The organism is Allobosea sp. 67-29 (assembly GCF_001898115.1).
Taxonomy (GTDB): Bacteria; Pseudomonadota; Alphaproteobacteria; order Rhizobiales; family Beijerinckiaceae; genus Allobosea.
Window position 1 is genome coordinate 192,485 of sequence record NZ_MKSQ01000023.1, and the last position, 18,883, is coordinate 211,367.

Here is an 18,883-nt window from a genome sequence, read left to right on the forward strand (position 1 = left end):
GCCGAGATAGCGGTCTGGTGAGCGCCATACCCGCTCCTACAGACTTTTCTCGATGGATCTCGCGCGGAGCCCGATCGCCGTCCGCGCGCCTCTAGCTCGCACCTGTCTTTGACGCAGGTGCCTCTTGTGGTGAGTGCCGCGGCGACCATCCCAAGCCGCAGCAGGCGTACGCTTCCGGAAATCTTGACTTGGCAATCTCGCGCCGTGAACGGAGAAAGGAGCGTAAGCGGCGTCCCGGCCCCACCTTTCGGGATGGGGCATGAGCGTTGATGTTCCGAGCCTGGAGGGCTTGGACATATGACGATTTCAGAGCTTACGCTTAAATCGAGCGTCGAGATCGACGAGCCGGTTAGGCGGTTTGAGGTGCGGGGCGCCGTCGGGACTGGTCTGCCGAGGACAAGGCGCGATCGTGGCGGAGAGCTTCGAGCCTGGCGCGAGGGTGAGCGTTGTCGCCCTCCAGCGCATCGCCGAGTTCTATCGCATCGAAGCCGCGATCCGTGGCCATGATGCCGATGCACGTCGGGTAGCGCGCCCGGAAAAGAGCACGCCGATCCTCGAGGCCATGGAGCCATGGCTGCGCGAGAAGCTCAGCCTGATCAGCCAGAAGACGAAGCTCGCCGAGGCCATCCGCTATGCGCTCTCGCGTTGACAGGGCTTGAGCCTCTTCCTCGCTGACGGCTGCGTCGAAATCGACTCCAACACCGTCGAGCGCTCGATCCGGCCGCTCGCCCTGACCAGGAAGAATGCGCTCTTCGCCGGCTCCGACGGCGGCGCGGAGCATTGGGCCGTCATCGCCTCGCTCCTCGAAACCGCAAAGCTCAACGGTGTCGAGCCGCCCGCCTATCTCGCCGACGTCATCGCCAGGATCGTCAGCGGCCATCCCAACAGCCGCATCGATGAACTGCTGCCTTGGGCCTATCCGGCTCAGGCCGCCCTCAGGGACGTGGCCTGACGACGACGCTTACAAAGGAGCTAGGGGGGCGAAGCGAGTACTGACGGAGGCAAGCGACTTCCCTGGTCGAGAAACGACCAGCCCAGACATGACTTGAAGCTCGTCACCGGTCGAATTCGGAATGTGGTCAACTTGCAAAAGCTCGGCTGAACCGAGGGAGGCGTGCATGGGCCCAAGCGTCTCAAAAGGCAGCGCCAAACTCAACCTGCGCATCCCGATCGAAGGCGCAAGAGCTCAAATGGCGAACCTAACGGTCCAAGCCGAAACCGTACGGATACTGCTGCACGGTGAGCTCTTCACTTCGCTGACGTTTCTCGAGGGCTCTACAATCAGTGGCTGGATAACAATGCCGATTGGGCTCGATCACCAACTCCCAGCTCCGATGTCGCGCTATGGCCGGCTGCGCAACCCCGACCAGCTTCGCCGGCCACTCGACGGTCGCGCCAGAAAGCAGCACCAAGCAAGCCCAGTGAAGATTGCAAACGGATTGTGTCGACTACACAATTTCTGAACCTAAGGTACCGCCCCCGGGTCCGAAAGGCTTATTTCGAAATCCGTTTATCGCCATAGCCGTTCTTGCGAGCGGCAGCCGGAATATAGGCATAGCCGCGGCCCGGGGAAAGACCGCCGGCTCGATTTCGACAGCATCTCATGCCGAGCGCCCGGGAGTGAGGATTCCATGCCTCAATCGAGAATTCGGCCGTCTCGCGCATCGATGTCGAGGATGATCTCCTCGTCGTCGGCGGTGCGGCCAGCCAGTTCCCAGCGATCGCCGGCTCGCATGATTTCCTCGACATGGACCATGCCCGCGCTCCAGGCGATGGCCCGTGCGCGGCTTTCCGTGATGACCTGGTCCGCATTCAAGGTTTGCCCGACTTCGGCTCTGCGCGAATCACCCTGCGCCAGCGAGGGCAGGCCCGGAAGGGCCACGGAACCACCGATCAGGGCCAGCGCCAGCAAGTGAGCCGAGCCATTCATTCGCATAACGCGCCTCGTGAATCAGGGACGCGAAGAATGCGGGGGAATGAGGCAGGTTTCGGACAGGAGCCTTCACGGGCAGTCGCAATGACGTGAGGCGGTCAGTCGCCCGCCCTGGCCGAGGCCGGCCGCTCCCGTTTGAGCTTCAGGATGGTGCCGTCGCTGGCCCTCAGCTTCATCTCGATGCCTGAGCCCAGGCTGTCGCGCCCTTCCACGTTCCAATGACCGGAGTCGAACTCGATCTGCTCGATTCGGGCAATGCCGTTGTCCGTGGCGATACGGCGAGCATCCTCGGCGGAGATCGCGCCGTCCGACGGCTTTGGCGCTTGAGGACTCTGGGCCACGGCCGACGCCGACAGCGCGAGGACGGCGAGCGGGCCGAGCGATATCGATCGGCGCGAGAGCATGATGGCATCTCCTCGTTCGGTATGGCTCACGAGGGAACGGTACCCGCCCGGCATTGTTCCAGCCACCACCTGTCGTAAAGCTGGGGAAGTCTGGGAGCGAGGCAGGACCGCCGGCCCGGCGACCGGCTATGGTGATCGCAGAGTGCTCGTCGGTTCGGTTTTGACCCTCCCGGCGGGTTGCGGAGACGGGGCCGGCTCGGGCAAGGCAGGGCGGACGAGACGATCAGGGTTGGCCGACAATCGCTCGGGCAATCCCAGGAGACAGGAATGAGCCGCAGGCACCCGGAATACCAGTATCTCGACCTGCTCGCCGACGTGCTGGAGCGAGGCGACGAGCGGCTCGACCGGACCGGCGTCGGCACGCGGTCGATCTTCGGCGCCATGGCACGGTTCGATCTGTCGGACGGAACGGTGCCGATCCTGACCACGAAGCGCGTCTTCTGGAAGACGGCGGTCAAGGAGATGCTCTGGTTCCTGACCGGGCAGACCAACATCCAGCCGCTGGTGCGCCAGAACGTGCGGATCTGGACCGACTGGCCGCTTGCCGCCTATCGCCGCGAGACCGGCGAGACCATCAGCCAGAGCGCGTTCGAGGCGCGTATTGCCGAGGACGACGCCTTCGCGGCGCGCTGGGGCGATCTCGGGCCGGTCTACGGGAAGCAATGGCGGCGCTGGCTGGGTGCCGACGGCCGCGAGCACGACCAGATCGGGACCCTGATCGAGACGCTGCGCACCAACCCGTCGAGCCGCCGCATGCTGTTCCATGGCTGGAACGTGGCCGAGCTCGACCGAATGGCGCTGCCGCCTTGCCACATGGTCTATCAGTACCATGTGACGTCCGACGGGCGGCTGAACTCGCTGTGTTTCCAGCGCTCGGCCGACCTGCTTCTCGGCGTGGGGTTCAACTGGGTGAACTGCTGCGCCCTGCAACTGATGATTGCGCAACAGGCGGGCTTGAAGCTCGGCGACTTCGTCTGGTTCGGCGGGGACGTGCATCTCTACCTCAACCATCTCGACCAGGCACGGGAGCAGCTGGGCCGCGAGCCGCGCCCATTCCCGACGATGCGCCTGACGCGGCATGCCGCCAGCATCGACGACTACCGGATCGAGGATTTCGAGGTGGAGGGCTACGCGCCTCACGCCGTCATCAAGGCCGACGTCGCGGTCTGAACCCAGCCACGCTCCGATCCTGGCGCCGCATGCATCCGCTGCAGGGCGGTCGAGCTTGCGAGCGGCTCGACGGCGCTCCCGACTTACGGGAAGACCTCTGCAAGGCAGCAATCTGCGGGCGTGAGCCCCGGTCAGCGCCAGCAGACAAGGCCGGCGCCGGGACGCGACTGGGAGGGATGGATTGACGCTGCCGTTGTGGTTGAGCGCCTTGGGCGCGACCCTGTTGTTGCAGGTCGTCAGTTCGTTCGCCGGAGCCGCCGTGCCGCTCCTCGGGCCGGTCCTGACATTGCGGTGGGGGCTGGCGCCGCAGGATATCGGCTACGTCTCGGCTGTGGTTTCCGCCGGCATCTGCTGGTTCCTGGCCTGCGGCGGTGCAATGCTCGGGCATCACGGCCCGATCCGCACCTTGCAGTTCGGCCTTCTCTCGGTCGCTGCCGGTCTGGCGATCCTGTCGCAGACGGGCGTCGCGGTGGCGCTTGTCGGCGCCTTGATGGTCGGGCTCGGGCTGGCGCCGAACACGCCCGCCGGCAGCCAGATCCTGATGCGTGCCGCGCCGCCCGGGCATCGTACGCTGGTTTTCTCGATCAAGCAGGCCGGCGTGCCGCTCGGAGGCGCGCTGGCGGGTCTCACCGTTCCGCCGATGGTGCTGGCGTTCGGCTTCACAGGAGCCATTGCGGCGATCATCGCCATTGCTCTGCTCTGCGCCTTGTCGGTGCAGGGCTTTCGCCACAGGCTCGACGAGGAGAAGGGGCCGCAGAACCCTGCCTGGCCGCGCCTCTTTCTGTCGCCCTCATCGCTGACGCGCTCGGCGCGCGTGCTCGGCACCGATCCTTCCCTGCCGATGCTGACCGCGATGGGGGTGTCGTTCTCGATCACCCAGGCCTGCATCACCGCGTTCACGGCGACCTACATGGTCACGCAGCACGGGAAGAGCCTGGCGGAGGCCGGCCTTTACATGTCCGTGCTGCTGGCGGCGAGCACCGTGGCGCGCATCTTCTTCGGTTGGCTGGCCGACCGGCTGGGAACGGGACTGGTGCTCCTGTCCGCTCTCGCGCTGGGTGCCGGCGGCGCCATCCTGCTGCTGGTCTGGCTCGCCGGTACAAGCCCCTGGCTGGTCTATGGCTGCATGATCCTGGTCGGAGCGACCTCGATGGGCTGGAACGGCGTGCACATGGCCGAGCTCGCCCGTGCCGCGCCCGCGGCGCTCATCGGCGAGATAACGTCGGGCGCGAGCCTGTTCGGCTTCGTCGGCTCGATCTGTGGGCCGCTCGCTTTCGCCATCGTCGCCGGCAAGACCGGAGGCTTCACCTGGCCGTTCGTTCTCGTCGCCGGACAGTTGATCGCCTTCGGCGCCTTCGCGCTGGGGCGTAGAGGTATCGCGGCATTGACCCGCTAGCGCCGGGCCGGAGGGCGGAGAGGCTGTCCGCTCCGCCCCACGAGGAACGCGCGATCATTTCGCGGCGTAGATGTCCTTGTACTGGTCGCGCAGCAGGTTCTTCTGGACCTTGCCCATGGTGTTGCGCGGCAACTCGGGCACGATGAAGACCTGCTTCGGCAGCTTGAACTTCGCGAGTCGATCCTCCAGCGCCTTGGCTATGGCCGAAGCCGTGATGCTGGCGCCCGGCTTGCACACGACGGCGGCCGTGACGCCCTCGCCGAAATCGGCGTGCGGCACGCCGAAGACCGCGCTTTCGACGACACCATCCATACCGTCGATCTCGGTCTCGACCTCCTTCGGATAGACGTTGTACCCGCCCGTGATGATCAGGTCCTTGCCGCGTCCGACGATGTGGACATAGCCGCGCTCGTCAATCTTGCCGAGGTCGCCGGTGATGAAGAAGCCGTCGGCCCGGAATTCGGCCGCCGTCTTCTCGGGATTGCGCCAGTAGCCCTTGAAGACGTTCGGGCCCTTTACCTCGATCATGCCGATCTCCTCGGCGGCCAGCGCCTTGCCGGTCTCCGGATCGACGACGCGGGCGCTCACGCCCGGCAGCGGGAAGCCGACCGTGCCGGCGACGCGATCCCCGTCGTAGGGGTTCGACGTGTTCATGTTGGTCTCGGTCATGCCGTAGCGCTCGAGAATGGCGTGGCCGGTGCGCTCGCGCCATTCGCGATGGGTCTCGGCGAGAAGCGGTGCCGAGCCGGAGACGAAGAGCCGCATATGCTTCGTCGTCTCCCGGTTCAGCCGCGCATCCTGCAGCAGGCGGACGTAGAAGGTCGGGACGCCCATCATGCTCGTCGCCTGCGGCAGGTATCTGAAGATCTGCTCGGGATCGAACTTCGGCAGCAGGATCATCGAGGCGCCGGCGAGCAGAATTGTATTCGTCGCGACGAAGAGGCCATGGGTATGGAAGATCGGAAGGGCGTGCAGCAGCACGTCGTCCTTGCCGAAGCGCCAGTAGTCGACCAGCGTCAGCGCGTTCGACGACAAATTGTCGTGGCTGAGCATCGCCCCCTTCGAGCGGCCGGTCGTGCCCGAGGTGTACAGGATGGCGGCGAGGTCGTCCGGCCCGCGCGCCACATCGACGAAGCTGCCCGAGGCGGCGTTCGCCTTGTCGAGCAGTGTGCCGGTGCCGACCCCGAGCGTCTCCAGCTTGGCGCCGGCCTTTTCCGCGAAGGGCTTGAGGGCCGGGGCCTTGGCCGGGTCGCAGACGAAGACGGCAGGCTCGGCATCACCCAGGAAATACTCGATCTCGGCCGGGGTGTAGGCGGTGTTGAGCGGAAGGAAGATGCCGCCGGCCCGGACGGTGCCGAGATAGAGCATCAGCGCCTCGACGCTCTTCTCGACCTGCACGGCGACACGATCGCCCGGCTCGACGCCAAGCGCCGCCAGCGCGCTGGCGAACCGGGCGGAGCTGTCGAGCACGTCCTGGTAGCTGTATTCCCGCCCGTCATCCAGCAGCGCGAACCGTGCGCCCGGCGAGGGCATGCGCGCGCGGATCAGGTCGAACAGATGGTTGGTCATACGGTGGGTCCTTGAATGTCCGAACTCATGTCCTGCGGGCGGCAGAGGCCGGGGTCGCCCGCTTGCGGCTGCCGATAGCCGATGCCGAAGGGCTGAGCCTTCTGACGGCCTGGGCGGCTGCGATCGTTCCGTTCTGCACGAAGGCCTCGTGGTTAGCCTCGATCGCACCGAGTTCATAGAGGTAGTTGACCATCAGGCCGCCGGCTTGCCTGAGGCCGTTGGCCGAGACGTCGCCACGCCAGTTGATCCGCTCCAGCCGCGCGCCGTTGCCGAGATGGAAGCGCGCCACCGGGTCGAGCGGCTTGTCGCCGGCTTTCGCCTCCAGGAAATACCAGGCGGCGGCGGCAAGCTCGGCCTCCCGGAGCTGATTCTGGTGGGTGCCGGCAGGGCGCGTGCTCCAGCCGGGGTCCTGCAGTGTCGCGAGTTCTCGCCAGTCGAGAGCGGGGCGATCGGCCTCCTGCGCCTTCAGCATCCGGCCGAGCCAACCCATGAAGCCCGGCACGGGCGAGAGCGTGACGAAGGTGGTCAGGCTGGGGAGCTCCCGCTTCAGTTCCTCCACCACCTGCTTGATCAGGAAATTGCCGAAGCTGATGCCTCTGAGGCCCGCCTGGCAGTTCGAGATCGAATAGAAGACGGCGGTGGTGGCGCGGGTCGCGGGCAGCGCCGTCCGCTCAAGGTCGAGCAACGGTGCGATGGCTTCCGGAATCTCGCGCGTCAGCGCGACCTCGACGAAGACCAGCGGCTCGTCGCCCATCTGTGGGTGGAAGAAGGCGAAGCAGCGCCGGTCCCCCGGGGCGAGGCGATTGCGAAGATCGTCCCAGCTCTGGATCGTATGGACGGCTTCGTAGCGGATGATCTTTTCGAGGATATTGGCTGCGGTCGTCCAGTCGACGCGCTTGAGCACGAGAAAGCCGCGGTTGAACCAGGAGGTGAAGAGATGCACGAAGTCGCGGTCGACGACCGCGAGCTCGCCGTGCTCGCGCAAGGCCAGCAGCAGGTCCTCGCGCATCCGCACCAGCGCCTCGGTGCCGCCCGGGGCGCGGTTGAGGCGCCGCAGAAGCTCCTGTCGGCGTGGCTCCGAGGCCTCGTTCAGGGCCGCGGCCGCTTCGGCGCTGCGGTCTCCGAGGTAGCGGGCGACAGCTTCCTCCAGCCGGATCGGATCAGGACCGAAATCCGCCGCCAGGGTCTTCAGGAAGGCGAGCCGCTGTTGGGCCGGAGCCCGCGCATAGCCGCCGAGCAGCGCGTCGGCGAGGGCGATGCCCGAGGCTTCGCCACGGACGCCGAGGATGTCGTGAGCCAGGGCGGACAGGTCGGCATCCTCCACCCGCCTTCCGATGCGATCGAAGGCGAACCCGCGGCTGCGGCTCGTGATCGTCGACACGAGATCCTGGATGAAGCCCCGGTTCATGGGAGCGTGCCTCCGTTGTCGGCCGCCATTGCCGCTCAGCCCATGATCGCGGTCGGCAGCCAGGTCACCAGCCCGGGGAACAGGCAGACGAGCACGACCGCCAGCGTGATCAGCAGCACGAAGGGCAGGGTGCCCCACATGATCTGGCTCAGCGGTATGTCCGGCGCGATGTTCTTGATGACGAAGATGTTGAGCCCGACCGGGGGATGGATCAGGCCCATCTCCATGACGATCGTCATGACGACCCCGAACCAGATCAGGTCGAAGCCCGCAGCCTTCAGGGGCGGCAGCACGATCGGCGCGGTCATCAGGATGATCGAGACCGGCGGCAGGAAGAAGCCGAGGACGACCACGAAGACCAGGATGGCGGCGAGCAGTACCCATTTCGACAGGTTCAGGCCGATGATCCAGGCGGCGGCCGACTGGCTGATGTGCAGATAGCTCATCACATAGGCGTAGAGGAGCGACATGCCCACGATCATCAGCAGCATGGTCGATTCCTTGAGCGTGCCGGAGACGATGGGCATCACCTTGGAAGGGCGCCAGATGCCGTACATGATGCCGATCACGACCAGGGCCAGAACGGCGCCGACGCCAGCCGTCTCGGACGGCGTCGCCCAGCCGGCATAGAGCACGATCATGACGCCGGCGAGGATGGTGACGAAGGGGGCGACCCAGCCGATCATCTTCAGCTTCTGGCGCAGCGTGTAGTGCTCCTCGTCGAGCAGGGCCGAATGCTTGCCGGTGGCCGTGGCCTCGGCGAGGGCGAGCCGCTTCTCCTTGCTGTAGCGCAGCATCGAGTACCCGGCGAAGAGCAGCATCAGGAGCAGGCCCGGCCCGATGCCGGCGAGGAAGAGCTTGCCCAGCGAGACCTCGGCGGCGACCGCATAGAGCAACATCGTCACCGAGGGCGGCAGCAGGATGCCGAGCGTGCCGCCGGCGGCGATGATGCCTGCGGCGAAGCCCGGCGAATAACCGCGGGCCCGCATCTCGGGAATGCCGGCGGAGCCGATCGCCGAGCAGGTCGCCGGGGAGGAGCCCGCCATCGCCGCGAAGAGGCCGCAGGCGATGGTGTTGGCCACCCCAAGTCCACCCGGAATGCGATGCAGCCAGGCGTGCAGCGCCGAGTAGAGGTCGCGGCCGGCATTGGAGCGGCCGATCGCCGCGCCCTTCAGGATGAAGAGCGGGATGGCGAGGATGATGACGTTGGCGAGTTCCTCATAGAAGTTCTGCGCGATCGTATCGAGCGAGGCCGCCGGCATGAACAGGACCATGAAGCCGACGGCGACCACGCCCAGCGCGAAGGCGATCGGCATCCCCGAGAACATCACCAGCAGGGTGACGACGCAGTAGGAGACACCGACCAGCCATTGTGGGAGACCGCTGACCAGCGGCAGGGGGGAGCGCGGCCAGAAGATCACGGCCGCCGCGAGCGCCAGCACGGCAAGGCAGAGCAGGGGCGAGCGCGTCGCGACCTGCACCGCCACCTGCAGCGCAAGGAGCAGCATGCCTGTCGCAAGCAGGGCATAGGGAATCCAGAGAGGCGGACCCCAGGCCGATTGCGAGGTCTGCCCGTCGACATAGGCCTCGTGCAGGAGCATCGCCGTCTTCCAGGCGAAGATCAGGCAGAAGCAGAGCATCACCGCGTCGACGACGAGCCGGCGACCCGCCGTCGAGCCGGGAAACCAGTGATCGAGCAGGTCGATGCCGACATGGCCGCGGCCGGCCTGAACGGTCGCGGCCGAGAGGAAGATCGCACCGGCGATCAGGAAGATCGTCACCTCGTCCTGCCAGAGCACGGACGACTTGGTGAGATGCCCCGTCACCACGCCGAAGGTCAGGACGAAGGCGGCCGCGACGAGCGCGACCGCCGAGAGCCGGAAGGCGAAGCGGTTGACGAACGCGAGCAGCGCCGCAGCGCCACGCTCGTCGGCGACGTTCCGGGGACCGTCGGCGGCCAGAATGGCGTCGTGCTGCAGCGCTCCGCTCATCTCAGGAAACCTTCTGCGCGAGCTTCATAAGCTCGGCTGCTTCGGTGGAAGCGGCGGCGTAGTCCTTCCAGGCGCTGTTCTCGGCGATCTTGCGCCAGGCTGCGAGGTTGGCCTCGCTCATGTCGGAAACCTTAACGCCCTTTGCCGCATAGACCTTCGCGACCTCCTCGTCGTCGGCCTTGGCCTGGGCCGTCGCCCAGCTCTCCATCTCGGCACCGACGTCGAGGATCGTCTTGCGCTGGTCGGCGGGCAGGGCGTCGAAGATCGCCTTCGACATCAGGAGCGGTTCGAGCATGAACCAGAACGAGCCCTTGCGGGCCGCCGTCAGCGATTTGGCGAGCTCTTCCAGGCGGAACGAGATCAGGCTGGTCGAGGAGGTGACTGCCGCATCGAGCGCGCTGGTCTGCATGCCGATATAGATCTCGTTGGAGGGCATCGTCGAGACCTGGCCGCCGGCCGCCGCGAACATGCGGTCCATCTCGCGGCTGCCGCCGCGGATCTTGACGCCCTTGACGTCCTCGGGCGCCAGTATCGGGGCGCTGCGCGACGCGACGCCGCCAGCCTGCCAGACCCAGGAGACGAAGACGATGCCCTTGCTCTCCAGGATCTTCGCGAGTGCCTTGCCGACTTCGGCGTTCTTCCATTTCGCGCCCTGCTCGTAGCTCGTGACCAGGCACGGCATCAGGCCGAGATTGCAGGCCGGAACCTCGCCGCCGGCGTAAGGCACGGGGAACAGCGACATGTCGAGCGCGCCGCGGCGCATCGCCGAGAACTGCGCATTCGTCTTCATCAGCGACGAGTTGGCGTAGATATCGAACTTCAGCGCGCCATTGGTGCGCTTCTCGACCTCGGCGGCGAAGCGGCGGCACATCCGGTCGCGGAAATCGCCCTGGTCGACTGTGCCGCCGGGGAACTGGTGCGAGATCTTCAAGGTTGTTGCGGCTTGCGCCGTTGCGGCCCTGAAGAGGGTGGGAGCGGCGATCGCGCCGGCGAGAGTCTGCCTGCGGGTCAGGTTCATTGGCGTTCCTCCTGAATGTCGGGTCATGGCCCGTCTTGTCGTTGGGTCGATCAAGGCAGCGTCTCCTCGCTGTGTCAATAGATCGCATACAATCGCGAAGAATTTGAATGCAGGTCTTGCGAGCTCGCGTACGATTGCTCACAGTAGCGGCAGCCGCCGCAGCCTTTCGGCCAACCAGAAGCGCGCTGATGAACGAGCGACAGTCCAATCTCCTGCGGGACCGGATCGAAGACGAGATCGTCACGGGCGCCTATCGGCCCGGCGACCGGCTCGACGAGGCCTCCCTGGCGACCCGCTTCGGGGTTTCCCGCACACCGATCCGCGAAGCCTTGCAGCAACTCGCGGTGGCTGGGCTGGTCGAGGTGAGGCGACACCGTGGCGCCATCGTCAGCGCTCCCGATCCGAAGCGCCTGATCGACATGTTCGAGATGATGGCGGAGATCGAGGCGATCTGCGGCCGGCTCGCGGCCCGCCGCCTGCTGCCCGAGGACGAGCTGGCCCTGAAGCGGGCTCTGGAAGCCTGCCGGATAGCTTCCGAACAGGCCGACCCCGATGTCTACTACTATGAGAACGAGCGCTTTCACCGTGCCATCTATGCGGCGAGCGGCAATCCGTTCCTGGCCGAACAGGCGCATGCGCTGCATCGCCGGCTTGCGCCGTTCCGCAGGCTGCAACTGCGCGTCCGCAACCGGGTCGCGGTGTCTCAAGCCGAACATGAGGCCATCGTCGCGGCGCTGCTCGAAGGCAAGGGCCAGCTCGCGGCGCAGCGCCTCCACGCCCATATCGCCGTGCAGGGCGAACGTTTCGCCGACCTGATCGCCTCGCTCAACCGCAGCGCCGCCTGACGGCGTCGCCATTCGACCGGACGTGACGGGTCGGCTTCCCGCGCCATCGGAAAATCCGATAGCGGCATCGTCTCATTCCGTTTTTCGGAGACGTCCTGCCGTTGGAAAAGCGCCTTCATCCGATACGGAAGGAAGGCGACCATGATCGATACCGATTCGAAGCTCCTCATCGCGGGCGGCAGTTCCGGAATGGGGCTCGCTCTGGCCCGGCTGAGCCTTGACCTGGGAGCACAGGTGGTCCTCGTCGGGCGCGACGAAGCCAAGCTGGCCCGCGCCGGAACGATGCTCGGCGGCCGCGGCCGACTGGAACTCCTCACCGCCGATATCACGTGCGAGGATGCGGTCGCGAAGCTGTTCGAGACGGTGGGTGACCTCGATCACATCGTCTGCACTGCCGCGGACATCCGGGGCGCCTATGAGCTGTTGCCCGCGCTCGACCTTCAGGCCGCCCGGCAGGCCATGGAGAGCAAGGTCTTCGGGCCGATGCTGCTGGCGAAGCACGGCGCGCCGCGGCTGCGGCCGTCAGGCTCCATCACCCTCACATCCGGGATTGCGGCCTATCGGCCGATGCCGCGCGGGACGGTCGTGGCTGCGATCAATGCCGCATTGGAAGGTCTCGTGCGGGCTCTGGCGGTCGAGCTCGCGCCGATCCGCGTCAACGCGGTCTCGCCGGGGTGGGTCGATACGCCGATCTGGGAGTTCGTCGCCGGCGATCGGAAGGATGCGATGCTCGCCGGCATGGCCGAGCGCCTGCCTGTCGGCCGTGTCGGCCGGCCCGAGGATATCGCGCAGGCCATCGCCTTCCTGGTCGGCAACGGCTTCACGACGGGGACGGTGCTCCATGTCGAGGGCGGGCATCGCCTGATCTGACGTCCCCTCGCCATTCCCCGGCTTCGGCCAGGAACCGCTGCAAGCCCGGCGGCTGGACCCGGCGGCGGCGCCAGACCAGGACGAGCGGCGCCGTGCCGAGGCGGCCCGGCCAGGGAAGCTCGGCGACCTCGCCTCGCGCAAGCAGGTCCTGCGCGGCCATGCGCGGGACGACGGCCTTGCCGGCTCCGGCCGCGACGAGCCGCCCGATGGCGGCGATGCTGCCGACTTCGGAGGCGATGGCCACCCTCGCGAGGCCGGCCTCGGCGAGGGCCTTGTCGAACAGGTGGCGATAGATGCATCCGGGTTCGGTCGCGATGAAGCGCGACGCGCCGAGCTCGCCGAGCCCGAAGTCTCCGGCCGCCGCCCCCTCGCCTGGCGGCCCGATGAGCACGAGCCGTTCGGCCGCGATGACACGCCGGCCGAGGCGCTCGTCGAACGGCTCCCTCTCGAAGCAGAAGGCTGCATCCATCGCGCCGGTTGCCACAGCCCGGAGCAGGTCGCCGGTGCCGGCGATCTTCAGGTGCAGCCGGATGTCCGGCTGGCGGCGCCGGAAACCCTCGAGCCAGAGCGGCAGCCTCGTCGCGCCGATCGTCTCCAGCGCGCCGATCTGGAGCGTCGCTCCGCTGCTTTCGCTGGCGGCCCCGACCGCGGCACGGGCCTCGTCCGAAAGCGAGAGGAGCGCCTCGGCATAGGGCTTGAGGGCCTCGCCGGCCTCGGTCAGCCGCAGGCTCTCCCGAGTCCGCGCGAAAAGCGAAGTGCGCAGATCCGCCTCGAGCGCCTGGATCTGATCGCTGGCGCTCGACTGGGCGAGGTGAACCTCCGCGGCCGCTCGCGTGACGCTTCCGGTGCGCGCGGCAGCCAGGAAGGTCTTGAGAAATTTCGGATGCATGCGCGGGCCAGCTTATCGGGTTAATCCGGCCCATCAAGCGCAAGGGAGCCCCGGTCGCGCGAATGCGCTTCGGCGCTGGCCGCGCCGCTCGTGCACAAGCGGCGATCGTGGTGTAAGGCGTGGTGACGGCAGCCACCGATTCCGTCCCCTGTGGCGGCTCCCGCATCGGTTCGCCACGAACGTTCCGGCGGGATGTTCCGGTCCGAGGTTGCGATATTCTTCGATTGCCGAGGCTTCACTGCGCATGACCCTGAGCATCCGTCCCGTCCGCCCCGGCGAAGCCGGGCTCGTGCTGGGCTTCATCAAGGAACTGGCCGAATACGAGAAGCTGCTTCACGAAGTCGTGGCCAGCGAGGCGGATATTGCCGACTCCCTGTTCGCGGAAAGCCCGCGCGTCTTCTGCGAGATCGCCGAATGGGACGGCGAGCCGGTCGGGTTCGCGCTGTGGTTCTACACCTATTCGACCTTCAGGGGGCGGCATGGCATCTGGCTGGAGGATCTGTTCGTGCGTCCGGCACAGCGCGGGCGCGGGATCGGCAAGGCGCTGATGGCGCGGCTGGCGCAGCGATGCGTCGACGAGGGCCTGCCGCGGATGGCCTGGTGGGTGCTGAACTGGAACGAGCCCTCGCGGGTGTTCTACCGTTCGATCGGCGCAAAGGCGCAGGACGAGTGGACCGTCAAACGGCTCGAGGGCGAGGCGCTCGCGCGACTCGGCGCGGAGGGCTGAGGGACGATGACAACTCTTCCCATCGTCCTCGTCGCCGCGATTGCCGACAATGGCGTGATTGGCAGCGACAACCGGCTGATCTGGCGGTTGAAGACCGATCTCAAGCGCTTCAGGCAATTGACGATGGGCTGCCCGATCATCATGGGCCGGAAGACCTTTCACTCGATCGGCAGGCCTCTGCCCGGCCGCCAGACGATCGTGCTGACGCGCGATCCTGCGTTTTCAGCGGAAGGCATCCACGTCGCACACAGCGTCCGGGATGCGCTCGCCCGGGCGCAGGAACTGGGCGGCGCGATGGGCGCGCATGCCGTGATCATCGGCGGCGGAACCGAGATCTACGCACAGATGCTCGCGCTCGCCGACCGGTTGGAGCTCACCCTGGTCCATGCGAGGCCGGAGGGCGATGCCACCTTTCCGGCCTGGGACGAAGGGACGTTCGTCGCGGTGGCGCGGGAGGACCACCCAGCCGATTCCGACAACGAATACCCCTTCAGCTTCGCCACCTATCGCCGGCGGAACGAGGCAGGGCGCGGCTGATCGCCGCTTTTCCATTCGCGACGAGTGGCTTGCGCCGTTGACGAAATCATGGCCCATGACCAAGTGAGGCGAGCGTCTCTCCCCGGGACGCTGACAAATGGCCGCCATTGACCTATGGCTCGGCCCCAGCACAACGAACGAAAGGGAACGGCCCAGGTATGCCTTGGAGTAACCAGAGCGGCGGCGGCAGCGGCGGGGGCGGACCCTGGGGCCAGCGCGGAGGCAGTGGCGGCGGTGGCCCGTGGGGCGGCGGCTCCGGCGGAGGCAACGGCAATCCTCCCGATCTGGAAGAAATTCTCCGGCGCAGCCAGGACCGGCTGAAGAATCTCGTGCCGGGCGGCGGCCTCGGCGGGCGCGGCCTGGTGCTCGGCGCGCTGGCGCTGGTGGCGATCTGGCTGCTGTCCGGCGTCTACTTCGTGCGACCCAACGAGGTCGGTCTCAACCTGGTGTTCGGCAAGTTCATCGGGAAGACGGGCGAGGGCGCCAACTGGAACTGGCCCTATCCGGTCGGCAATGTCGTCAAGCCGCAGGTGACGAACGTCAGCACCACCGAGGTCGGCTTCCGGACCGTCGAGTCGGTGCGCCAGTCGCGCCAGACCGACGTGACCGAGGAAAGCCTGATGCTGACCGGCGACGAGAACATCGTCGACATCGACTTCATCGTGCAGTGGCAGATCGATCCTGCCGTTCCGGAGAACTACGTCTTCAACATCCAGGACCCGCCGGGCACGGTGAAGGCCGTAGCCGAGAGCGCGATGCGCGAGATCATCGGCAAGCGCAACATCCAGCCGGTGCTGACCACCGATCGCGGCGCGATCGAGACCGAGGTGCGCCAGCTCATGCAGGATACGCTCAACGGCTACAAGGCCGGCGTGCAGATCCGGCTCGTCCAGCTCCAGAAGGTCGACCCGCCGCAGCAGGTCATCGATGCCTTCCGCGACGTCCAGGCGGCCCGCGCCGACCAGGAGCGCCTGCGCAACGAGGCGCAGACCTACGCCAACCGCGTGGTGCCGGAGGCGCGCGGCCGCGCCGCCCAACTCGTGCAGTCGGCGGAAGCCTACAAGGAGCAGACCGTCGCCGAAGCGCGCGGCCAGGCCAGCCGCTTCACCGCGGTCTACGAGCAATACAAGAATGCTCCGGGTGTGACGCGCGAGCGTCTCTTCCTGGAGACGATGGAACGCGTGATGGGCGGAACGGACAAGATCATCCTCGACTCGACCGGCAACGGCCAGGGCGTGGTGCCCTATCTGCCGCTGGAGCAGCTGCAGAGGCTGCCCGCCCGGGGCGGCCAGCAGCAGGGAGCGACGCGATGAACGGCTCCTTTCTCAAGGCGGCTCTGCTCGTCGTCCTCGTCGCGGTCGCGGTCGTCTTCTACGCCTGCACCTTCATCGTCTCGCAGACCCAGTCCGCGCTCGTGTTGCGTCTGGGCGCCGTGCGCGCGATCAAGACGGAGCCGGGCCTCTACCTCAAATGGTTCGCGCCGATCGAGACGGTGACGCTGCTCGACAACCGCATCCTCGACCTCGACCTGCCGGCGCAGGAAATCATCGCCTCCGACCAGAAGCGTCTCGTGGTCGATGCCTTCACGCGCTATCGGATCTCTGATCCGCTGCGCTTCTACCAGGCGGTCAACAACATCCCGCGTGCCAACTCCCAGCTTGCCTCGATCGTGAACGGCAATGTCCGCTCGGTGCTGGCGGATGCGACCTTCGTTGACATGGTGCGTACCGAGCGCTCGCGGTTGATGGGCCGCATCCGCGACGATGTAAATCGCGAGGCGGCACGGTTCGGCATGACGGTCGTCGACGTGCGCCTGCGCCGCGTCGACCTGCCGGCGGCGAACTCGGCGGCGGTGTTCCAGCGCATGCAGACGGAGCGCCAGCGCGAGGCGGCGGAAGCCCGGGCCCTCGGCGGCCAGCAGGCGCAGGAGATCCGCGCTCGGGCCGACAGGGATTCAACCGTGATCGTGGCCGAGGCGCAGCAGCGCTCCGACGTGATCCGCGGCGAGGGCGAGGCGGAGCGGAACAAGGTGTTCGCCGAGGCCTATGGCAAGGATCCCGAGTTCTTCGCCTTCTATCGCTCGATGCAGGCCTATGAGAACAGCATCAAGCCCGGCGACACCCGGATGGTGCTGACGCCGGATTCGCCGTTCTTCCAGTTCTTCAACGGCCCCAACGCGCAGCGCGGCAACGGGACCTCGCAGGCTCCGACGACGCTGGCGCCGGGCGCGGCGCCCGCGCCGGCACGGCCCTGATCAGAGCGAGCGACGCCGATGTTCGATTTCATCGCGGCGCTCGGCCTGGTCTTCGCCATCGAGGGTATTCTCTTCGCCGCCATCCCGCATCTGGCGAAGGATGCCCTGCGCAGCGCCGCGGAAACGCCGCCCGATCGGATGCGACTGATCGGGCTCGCCTCCGCGGTGCTGGGCGTGGCCCTGGTCTGGATCGCGCGCGGAAGCTGGTAAACAATGCCGCGATCGTGTTCGATGACACGATCGTGCGTCGCCCTTCCGCCGCATTTCGGGGTTCAATTCGCGGCGCGTTTTGTGCCGCATCGATCGGCCTGCCTTTTCCGTCATGGGGATTCAGATGGCATTGAAAACCGTTTCCGTTGCTGCCCGGCCAGTCCGCATCGCGCTCGCGGCCGGCGTGGCCGGTCTGGCGCTGATGACGCCGGTGCTGGCACCGGTGCAGGCCAGGGCGAACACCCCGCTGTTGCAAGGCCAGACCTCGCTCGCCGATCTCGTCGAGAAGGTGATGCCGGCGGTCGTCAACATCTCCGCGGTCACCACCAGCGACAGCAAGGGGCGCAACCTGCCGCAATTGCCGCAGCTCGGGCCCGACACGCCATTCGGCGACCTGTTCGAGGAATTCTTCAATCGCCGTAACCAGCAGGGCGAGCGCCAGGCGCCGCAGCAGCGCCGCTCGCAATCGGCCGGCTCGGGCTTCGTCATCGACCCGGCGGGCATCGTGGTCACCAACAACCACGTCATCGGCGACGCCAACGAGATCACGGTGATCTTCAGCGACGGCACGCGGCTCAAGGCCGAGGTCGTCGGCAAGGACACCAAGGTCGACCTGGCCGTGCTGCGCGTGAAGCACGACAAGCCGTTGCCCTTCGTCAAGTTCGGCGATTCCGACAAGATGCGGATCGGCGACCCCGTGATGGCGATCGGCAACCCGTTCGGCCTCGGCGGCTCGGTCTCCTCGGGCATCGTCTCGGCGCGCAACCGCGACATCAGCCAAGGGCCCTACGACACCTACATCCAGACCGACGCGGCCATCAACAAGGGCAACTCCGGCGGCCCGCTGTTCAACATGGCCGGCGAGGTCATCGGCATCAACACGGCGATCCTGTCGCCGACGGGCGGCTCGGTCGGTATCGGCTTCGCCGTGCCCTCGTCGCTCGCCGCGAATGTCGTGGACCAGCTCAAGCAGTTCGGCGAGACCCGGCGCGGCTGGCTCGGCGTGCGGATCCAGAGCATCGACGATGCGACGGCCGATGCGCTCGGCCTCGGCACGGCGCGCGGCGCACTGATCGCCGGCGTCGACGAGAAGGGCCCGGCCAAGCCCGCCGGGCTCGAGACCGGTGACGTGATCACCAAGTTCGATGGCAAGGACGTCAAGGATTCGCGCGACCTGCCACGCATCGTCGCCGCGACGCCGGTCGGCAAGGATGTTCCGGTCACGATCATCCGCAAGGGCAAGGAAGAGCAGAAGATCGTCAAGCTCGGCCGGCTGGAAGATGGCGAGAAGGTCCAGACCGCCTCCGCCAACAAGCCGGCCGGCGAGGCGGCCAAGCCGGCTGTCGCCAACGCGCTCGGCCTCGAGCTCTCGGCCCAGAACGACGATTTGCGCAAGCGCTACTCGATCAAGGACGGCCTCAAGGGCGTCGTGGTCACCAAGGTCGATCCGAACTCCAACGCGGCCGACAAGCGCGTACTGGTCGGGGAACTGATCGTCGAGGTCGGCCAGGAGCCGGTCAACACGCCGGATGAGGTGACCAAGCGTCTCGACGCGCTCAAGAAGGAGGATGGCAAGAAGCCCGTCCTGCTTCTGGTCTCGAACGGACAGGGCGAGGTTCGTTTCGTCGCGCTGGCCCGGAACTGACAGTCGGCCCGTACGAA

The 18,883-nt window shown here is 66.9% G+C and carries 18 protein-coding genes and 2 pseudogenes; 12 read left to right on the forward strand and 8 right to left on the reverse strand.

Annotated elements, in window-relative coordinates; genetic code table 11:
* Positions 1 to 448: 448 nt before the first annotated feature.
* Together BGO20_RS17835 and BGO20_RS17840 are read left to right on the forward strand one after the other, a co-directional pair.
* Positions 449 to 952 (forward strand): annotated as a pseudogene (locus BGO20_RS17835) (IS66 family transposase); the annotation flags it as partial.
* A 166-nt stretch (positions 953 to 1,118) separates the two neighbouring features.
* The gene (locus BGO20_RS17840; RefSeq protein WP_291660554.1) at positions 1,119 to 1,463 is read left to right on the forward strand and encodes a hypothetical protein; all 345 of its coding nucleotides are present in this window, start codon (positions 1,119 to 1,121) and stop codon (positions 1,461 to 1,463) included.
* Between the two features lie 173 nt (positions 1,464 to 1,636).
* Here the strand turns inward: BGO20_RS17840 and BGO20_RS17845 are convergent, their stop codons facing one another.
* Positions 1,637 to 1,912: a hypothetical protein gene (locus BGO20_RS17845; protein ID WP_291660556.1), complete on the reverse strand. Its 276-nt coding sequence runs from the start codon at positions 1,910 to 1,912 to the stop codon at positions 1,637 to 1,639.
* A 119-nt stretch (positions 1,913 to 2,031) separates the two neighbouring features.
* Complete coding sequence (locus BGO20_RS17850) at positions 2,032 to 2,337, reverse strand: PepSY domain-containing protein (RefSeq protein ID WP_291660557.1); 306 nt, start codon at positions 2,335 to 2,337, stop codon at positions 2,032 to 2,034.
* A gap of 267 nt (positions 2,338 to 2,604) precedes the next feature.
* On the opposite strand from BGO20_RS17850, the gene BGO20_RS17855 reads away from it, so the two are divergent.
* Together BGO20_RS17855 and BGO20_RS17860 are read left to right on the forward strand one after the other, a co-directional pair.
* Positions 2,605 to 3,507: a thymidylate synthase gene (locus BGO20_RS17855; protein ID WP_291660558.1), complete on the forward strand. Its 903-nt coding sequence runs from the start codon at positions 2,605 to 2,607 to the stop codon at positions 3,505 to 3,507.
* A 181-nt stretch (positions 3,508 to 3,688) separates the two neighbouring features.
* Positions 3,689 to 4,903: an MFS transporter gene (locus tag BGO20_RS17860; RefSeq protein ID WP_291660559.1), complete on the forward strand. Its 1,215-nt coding sequence runs from the start codon at positions 3,689 to 3,691 to the stop codon at positions 4,901 to 4,903.
* Between the two features lie 54 nt (positions 4,904 to 4,957).
* On the opposite strand, the gene BGO20_RS17865 is transcribed toward BGO20_RS17860, so the two are convergent.
* The 5 genes and pseudogenes from BGO20_RS17865 to dctP form a co-directional block, all read right to left on the reverse strand.
* Entirely contained in the window at positions 4,958 to 6,472 is a 1,515-nt protein-coding gene (locus BGO20_RS17865; RefSeq protein ID WP_291660562.1) for a malonate--CoA ligase, read from the reverse strand.
* 25 nt (positions 6,473 to 6,497) lie between these two features.
* Entirely contained in the window at positions 6,498 to 7,880 is a 1,383-nt protein-coding gene (locus tag BGO20_RS17870) for a malonyl-CoA decarboxylase (protein WP_291660563.1), read from the reverse strand.
* 35 nt (positions 7,881 to 7,915) lie between these two features.
* Positions 7,916 to 9,208 (reverse strand): TRAP transporter large permease, encoded by a 1,293-nt coding sequence (locus BGO20_RS17875; RefSeq protein ID WP_465246054.1) that lies wholly within the window; start codon positions 9,206 to 9,208, stop codon positions 7,916 to 7,918.
* Between the two features lie 150 nt (positions 9,209 to 9,358).
* A pseudogene (locus tag BGO20_RS17880) lies at positions 9,359 to 9,871 on the reverse strand (TRAP transporter small permease); the annotation flags it as partial.
* Position 9,872: 1 nt separating this feature from the next.
* Positions 9,873 to 10,889 (reverse strand): TRAP transporter substrate-binding protein DctP, encoded by a 1,017-nt coding sequence (gene dctP / locus BGO20_RS17885; protein WP_291660565.1) that lies wholly within the window; start codon positions 10,887 to 10,889, stop codon positions 9,873 to 9,875.
* Positions 10,890 to 11,077: 188 nt separating this feature from the next.
* On the opposite strand from dctP, the gene BGO20_RS17890 reads away from it, so the two are divergent.
* Together BGO20_RS17890 and BGO20_RS17895 are read left to right on the forward strand one after the other, a co-directional pair.
* A complete protein-coding gene (locus BGO20_RS17890; RefSeq protein WP_291660566.1) occupies positions 11,078 to 11,734 on the forward strand; it encodes a GntR family transcriptional regulator in 657 nt (218 codons plus the stop codon).
* A gap of 141 nt (positions 11,735 to 11,875) precedes the next feature.
* Entirely contained in the window at positions 11,876 to 12,604 is a 729-nt protein-coding gene (locus BGO20_RS17895) for an SDR family oxidoreductase (RefSeq protein ID WP_291660567.1), read from the forward strand.
* Here BGO20_RS17895 and BGO20_RS17900 read toward each other — a convergent pair.
* Positions 12,555 to 13,493: a LysR family transcriptional regulator gene (locus BGO20_RS17900; RefSeq protein ID WP_291660568.1), complete on the reverse strand. Its 939-nt coding sequence runs from the start codon at positions 13,491 to 13,493 to the stop codon at positions 12,555 to 12,557. The genes BGO20_RS17895 and BGO20_RS17900 overlap by 50 nt on opposite strands.
* Before the next feature lie 244 nt (positions 13,494 to 13,737).
* On the opposite strand from BGO20_RS17900, the gene BGO20_RS17905 reads away from it, so the two are divergent.
* The 6 genes from BGO20_RS17905 (at position 13,738) to BGO20_RS17930 (ending at position 18,866) form a co-directional block, all read left to right on the forward strand.
* Positions 13,738 to 14,220 (forward strand): GNAT family N-acetyltransferase, encoded by a 483-nt coding sequence (locus tag BGO20_RS17905; RefSeq protein WP_291660570.1) that lies wholly within the window; start codon positions 13,738 to 13,740, stop codon positions 14,218 to 14,220.
* Between the two features lie 6 nt (positions 14,221 to 14,226).
* Positions 14,227 to 14,757, forward strand: coding sequence for a dihydrofolate reductase (locus tag BGO20_RS17910; protein WP_291660571.1), 531 nt, complete (start codon positions 14,227 to 14,229; stop codon positions 14,755 to 14,757).
* Between the two features lie 158 nt (positions 14,758 to 14,915).
* Complete coding sequence (hflK, locus tag BGO20_RS17915; RefSeq protein WP_291660572.1) at positions 14,916 to 16,070, forward strand: FtsH protease activity modulator HflK; 1,155 nt, start codon at positions 14,916 to 14,918, stop codon at positions 16,068 to 16,070.
* Positions 16,067 to 17,011, forward strand: a complete 945-nt coding sequence (gene hflC, locus BGO20_RS17920; protein WP_291660573.1) for a protease modulator HflC — start codon at positions 16,067 to 16,069, stop codon at positions 17,009 to 17,011. Before hflK ends, hflC begins: the two co-directional genes overlap by 4 nt.
* 18 nt (positions 17,012 to 17,029) lie before the next feature.
* On the forward strand, positions 17,030 to 17,221 hold the full coding sequence (locus tag BGO20_RS17925; protein WP_291660575.1) for a DUF2065 domain-containing protein: 192 nt from the start codon (positions 17,030 to 17,032) through the stop codon (positions 17,219 to 17,221).
* Positions 17,222 to 17,345: 124 nt separating this feature from the next.
* Positions 17,346 to 18,866, forward strand: a complete 1,521-nt coding sequence (locus BGO20_RS17930) for a DegQ family serine endoprotease (protein ID WP_465246052.1) — start codon at positions 17,346 to 17,348, stop codon at positions 18,864 to 18,866.
* The last annotated feature ends 17 nt before the right edge of the window (positions 18,867 to 18,883 follow it).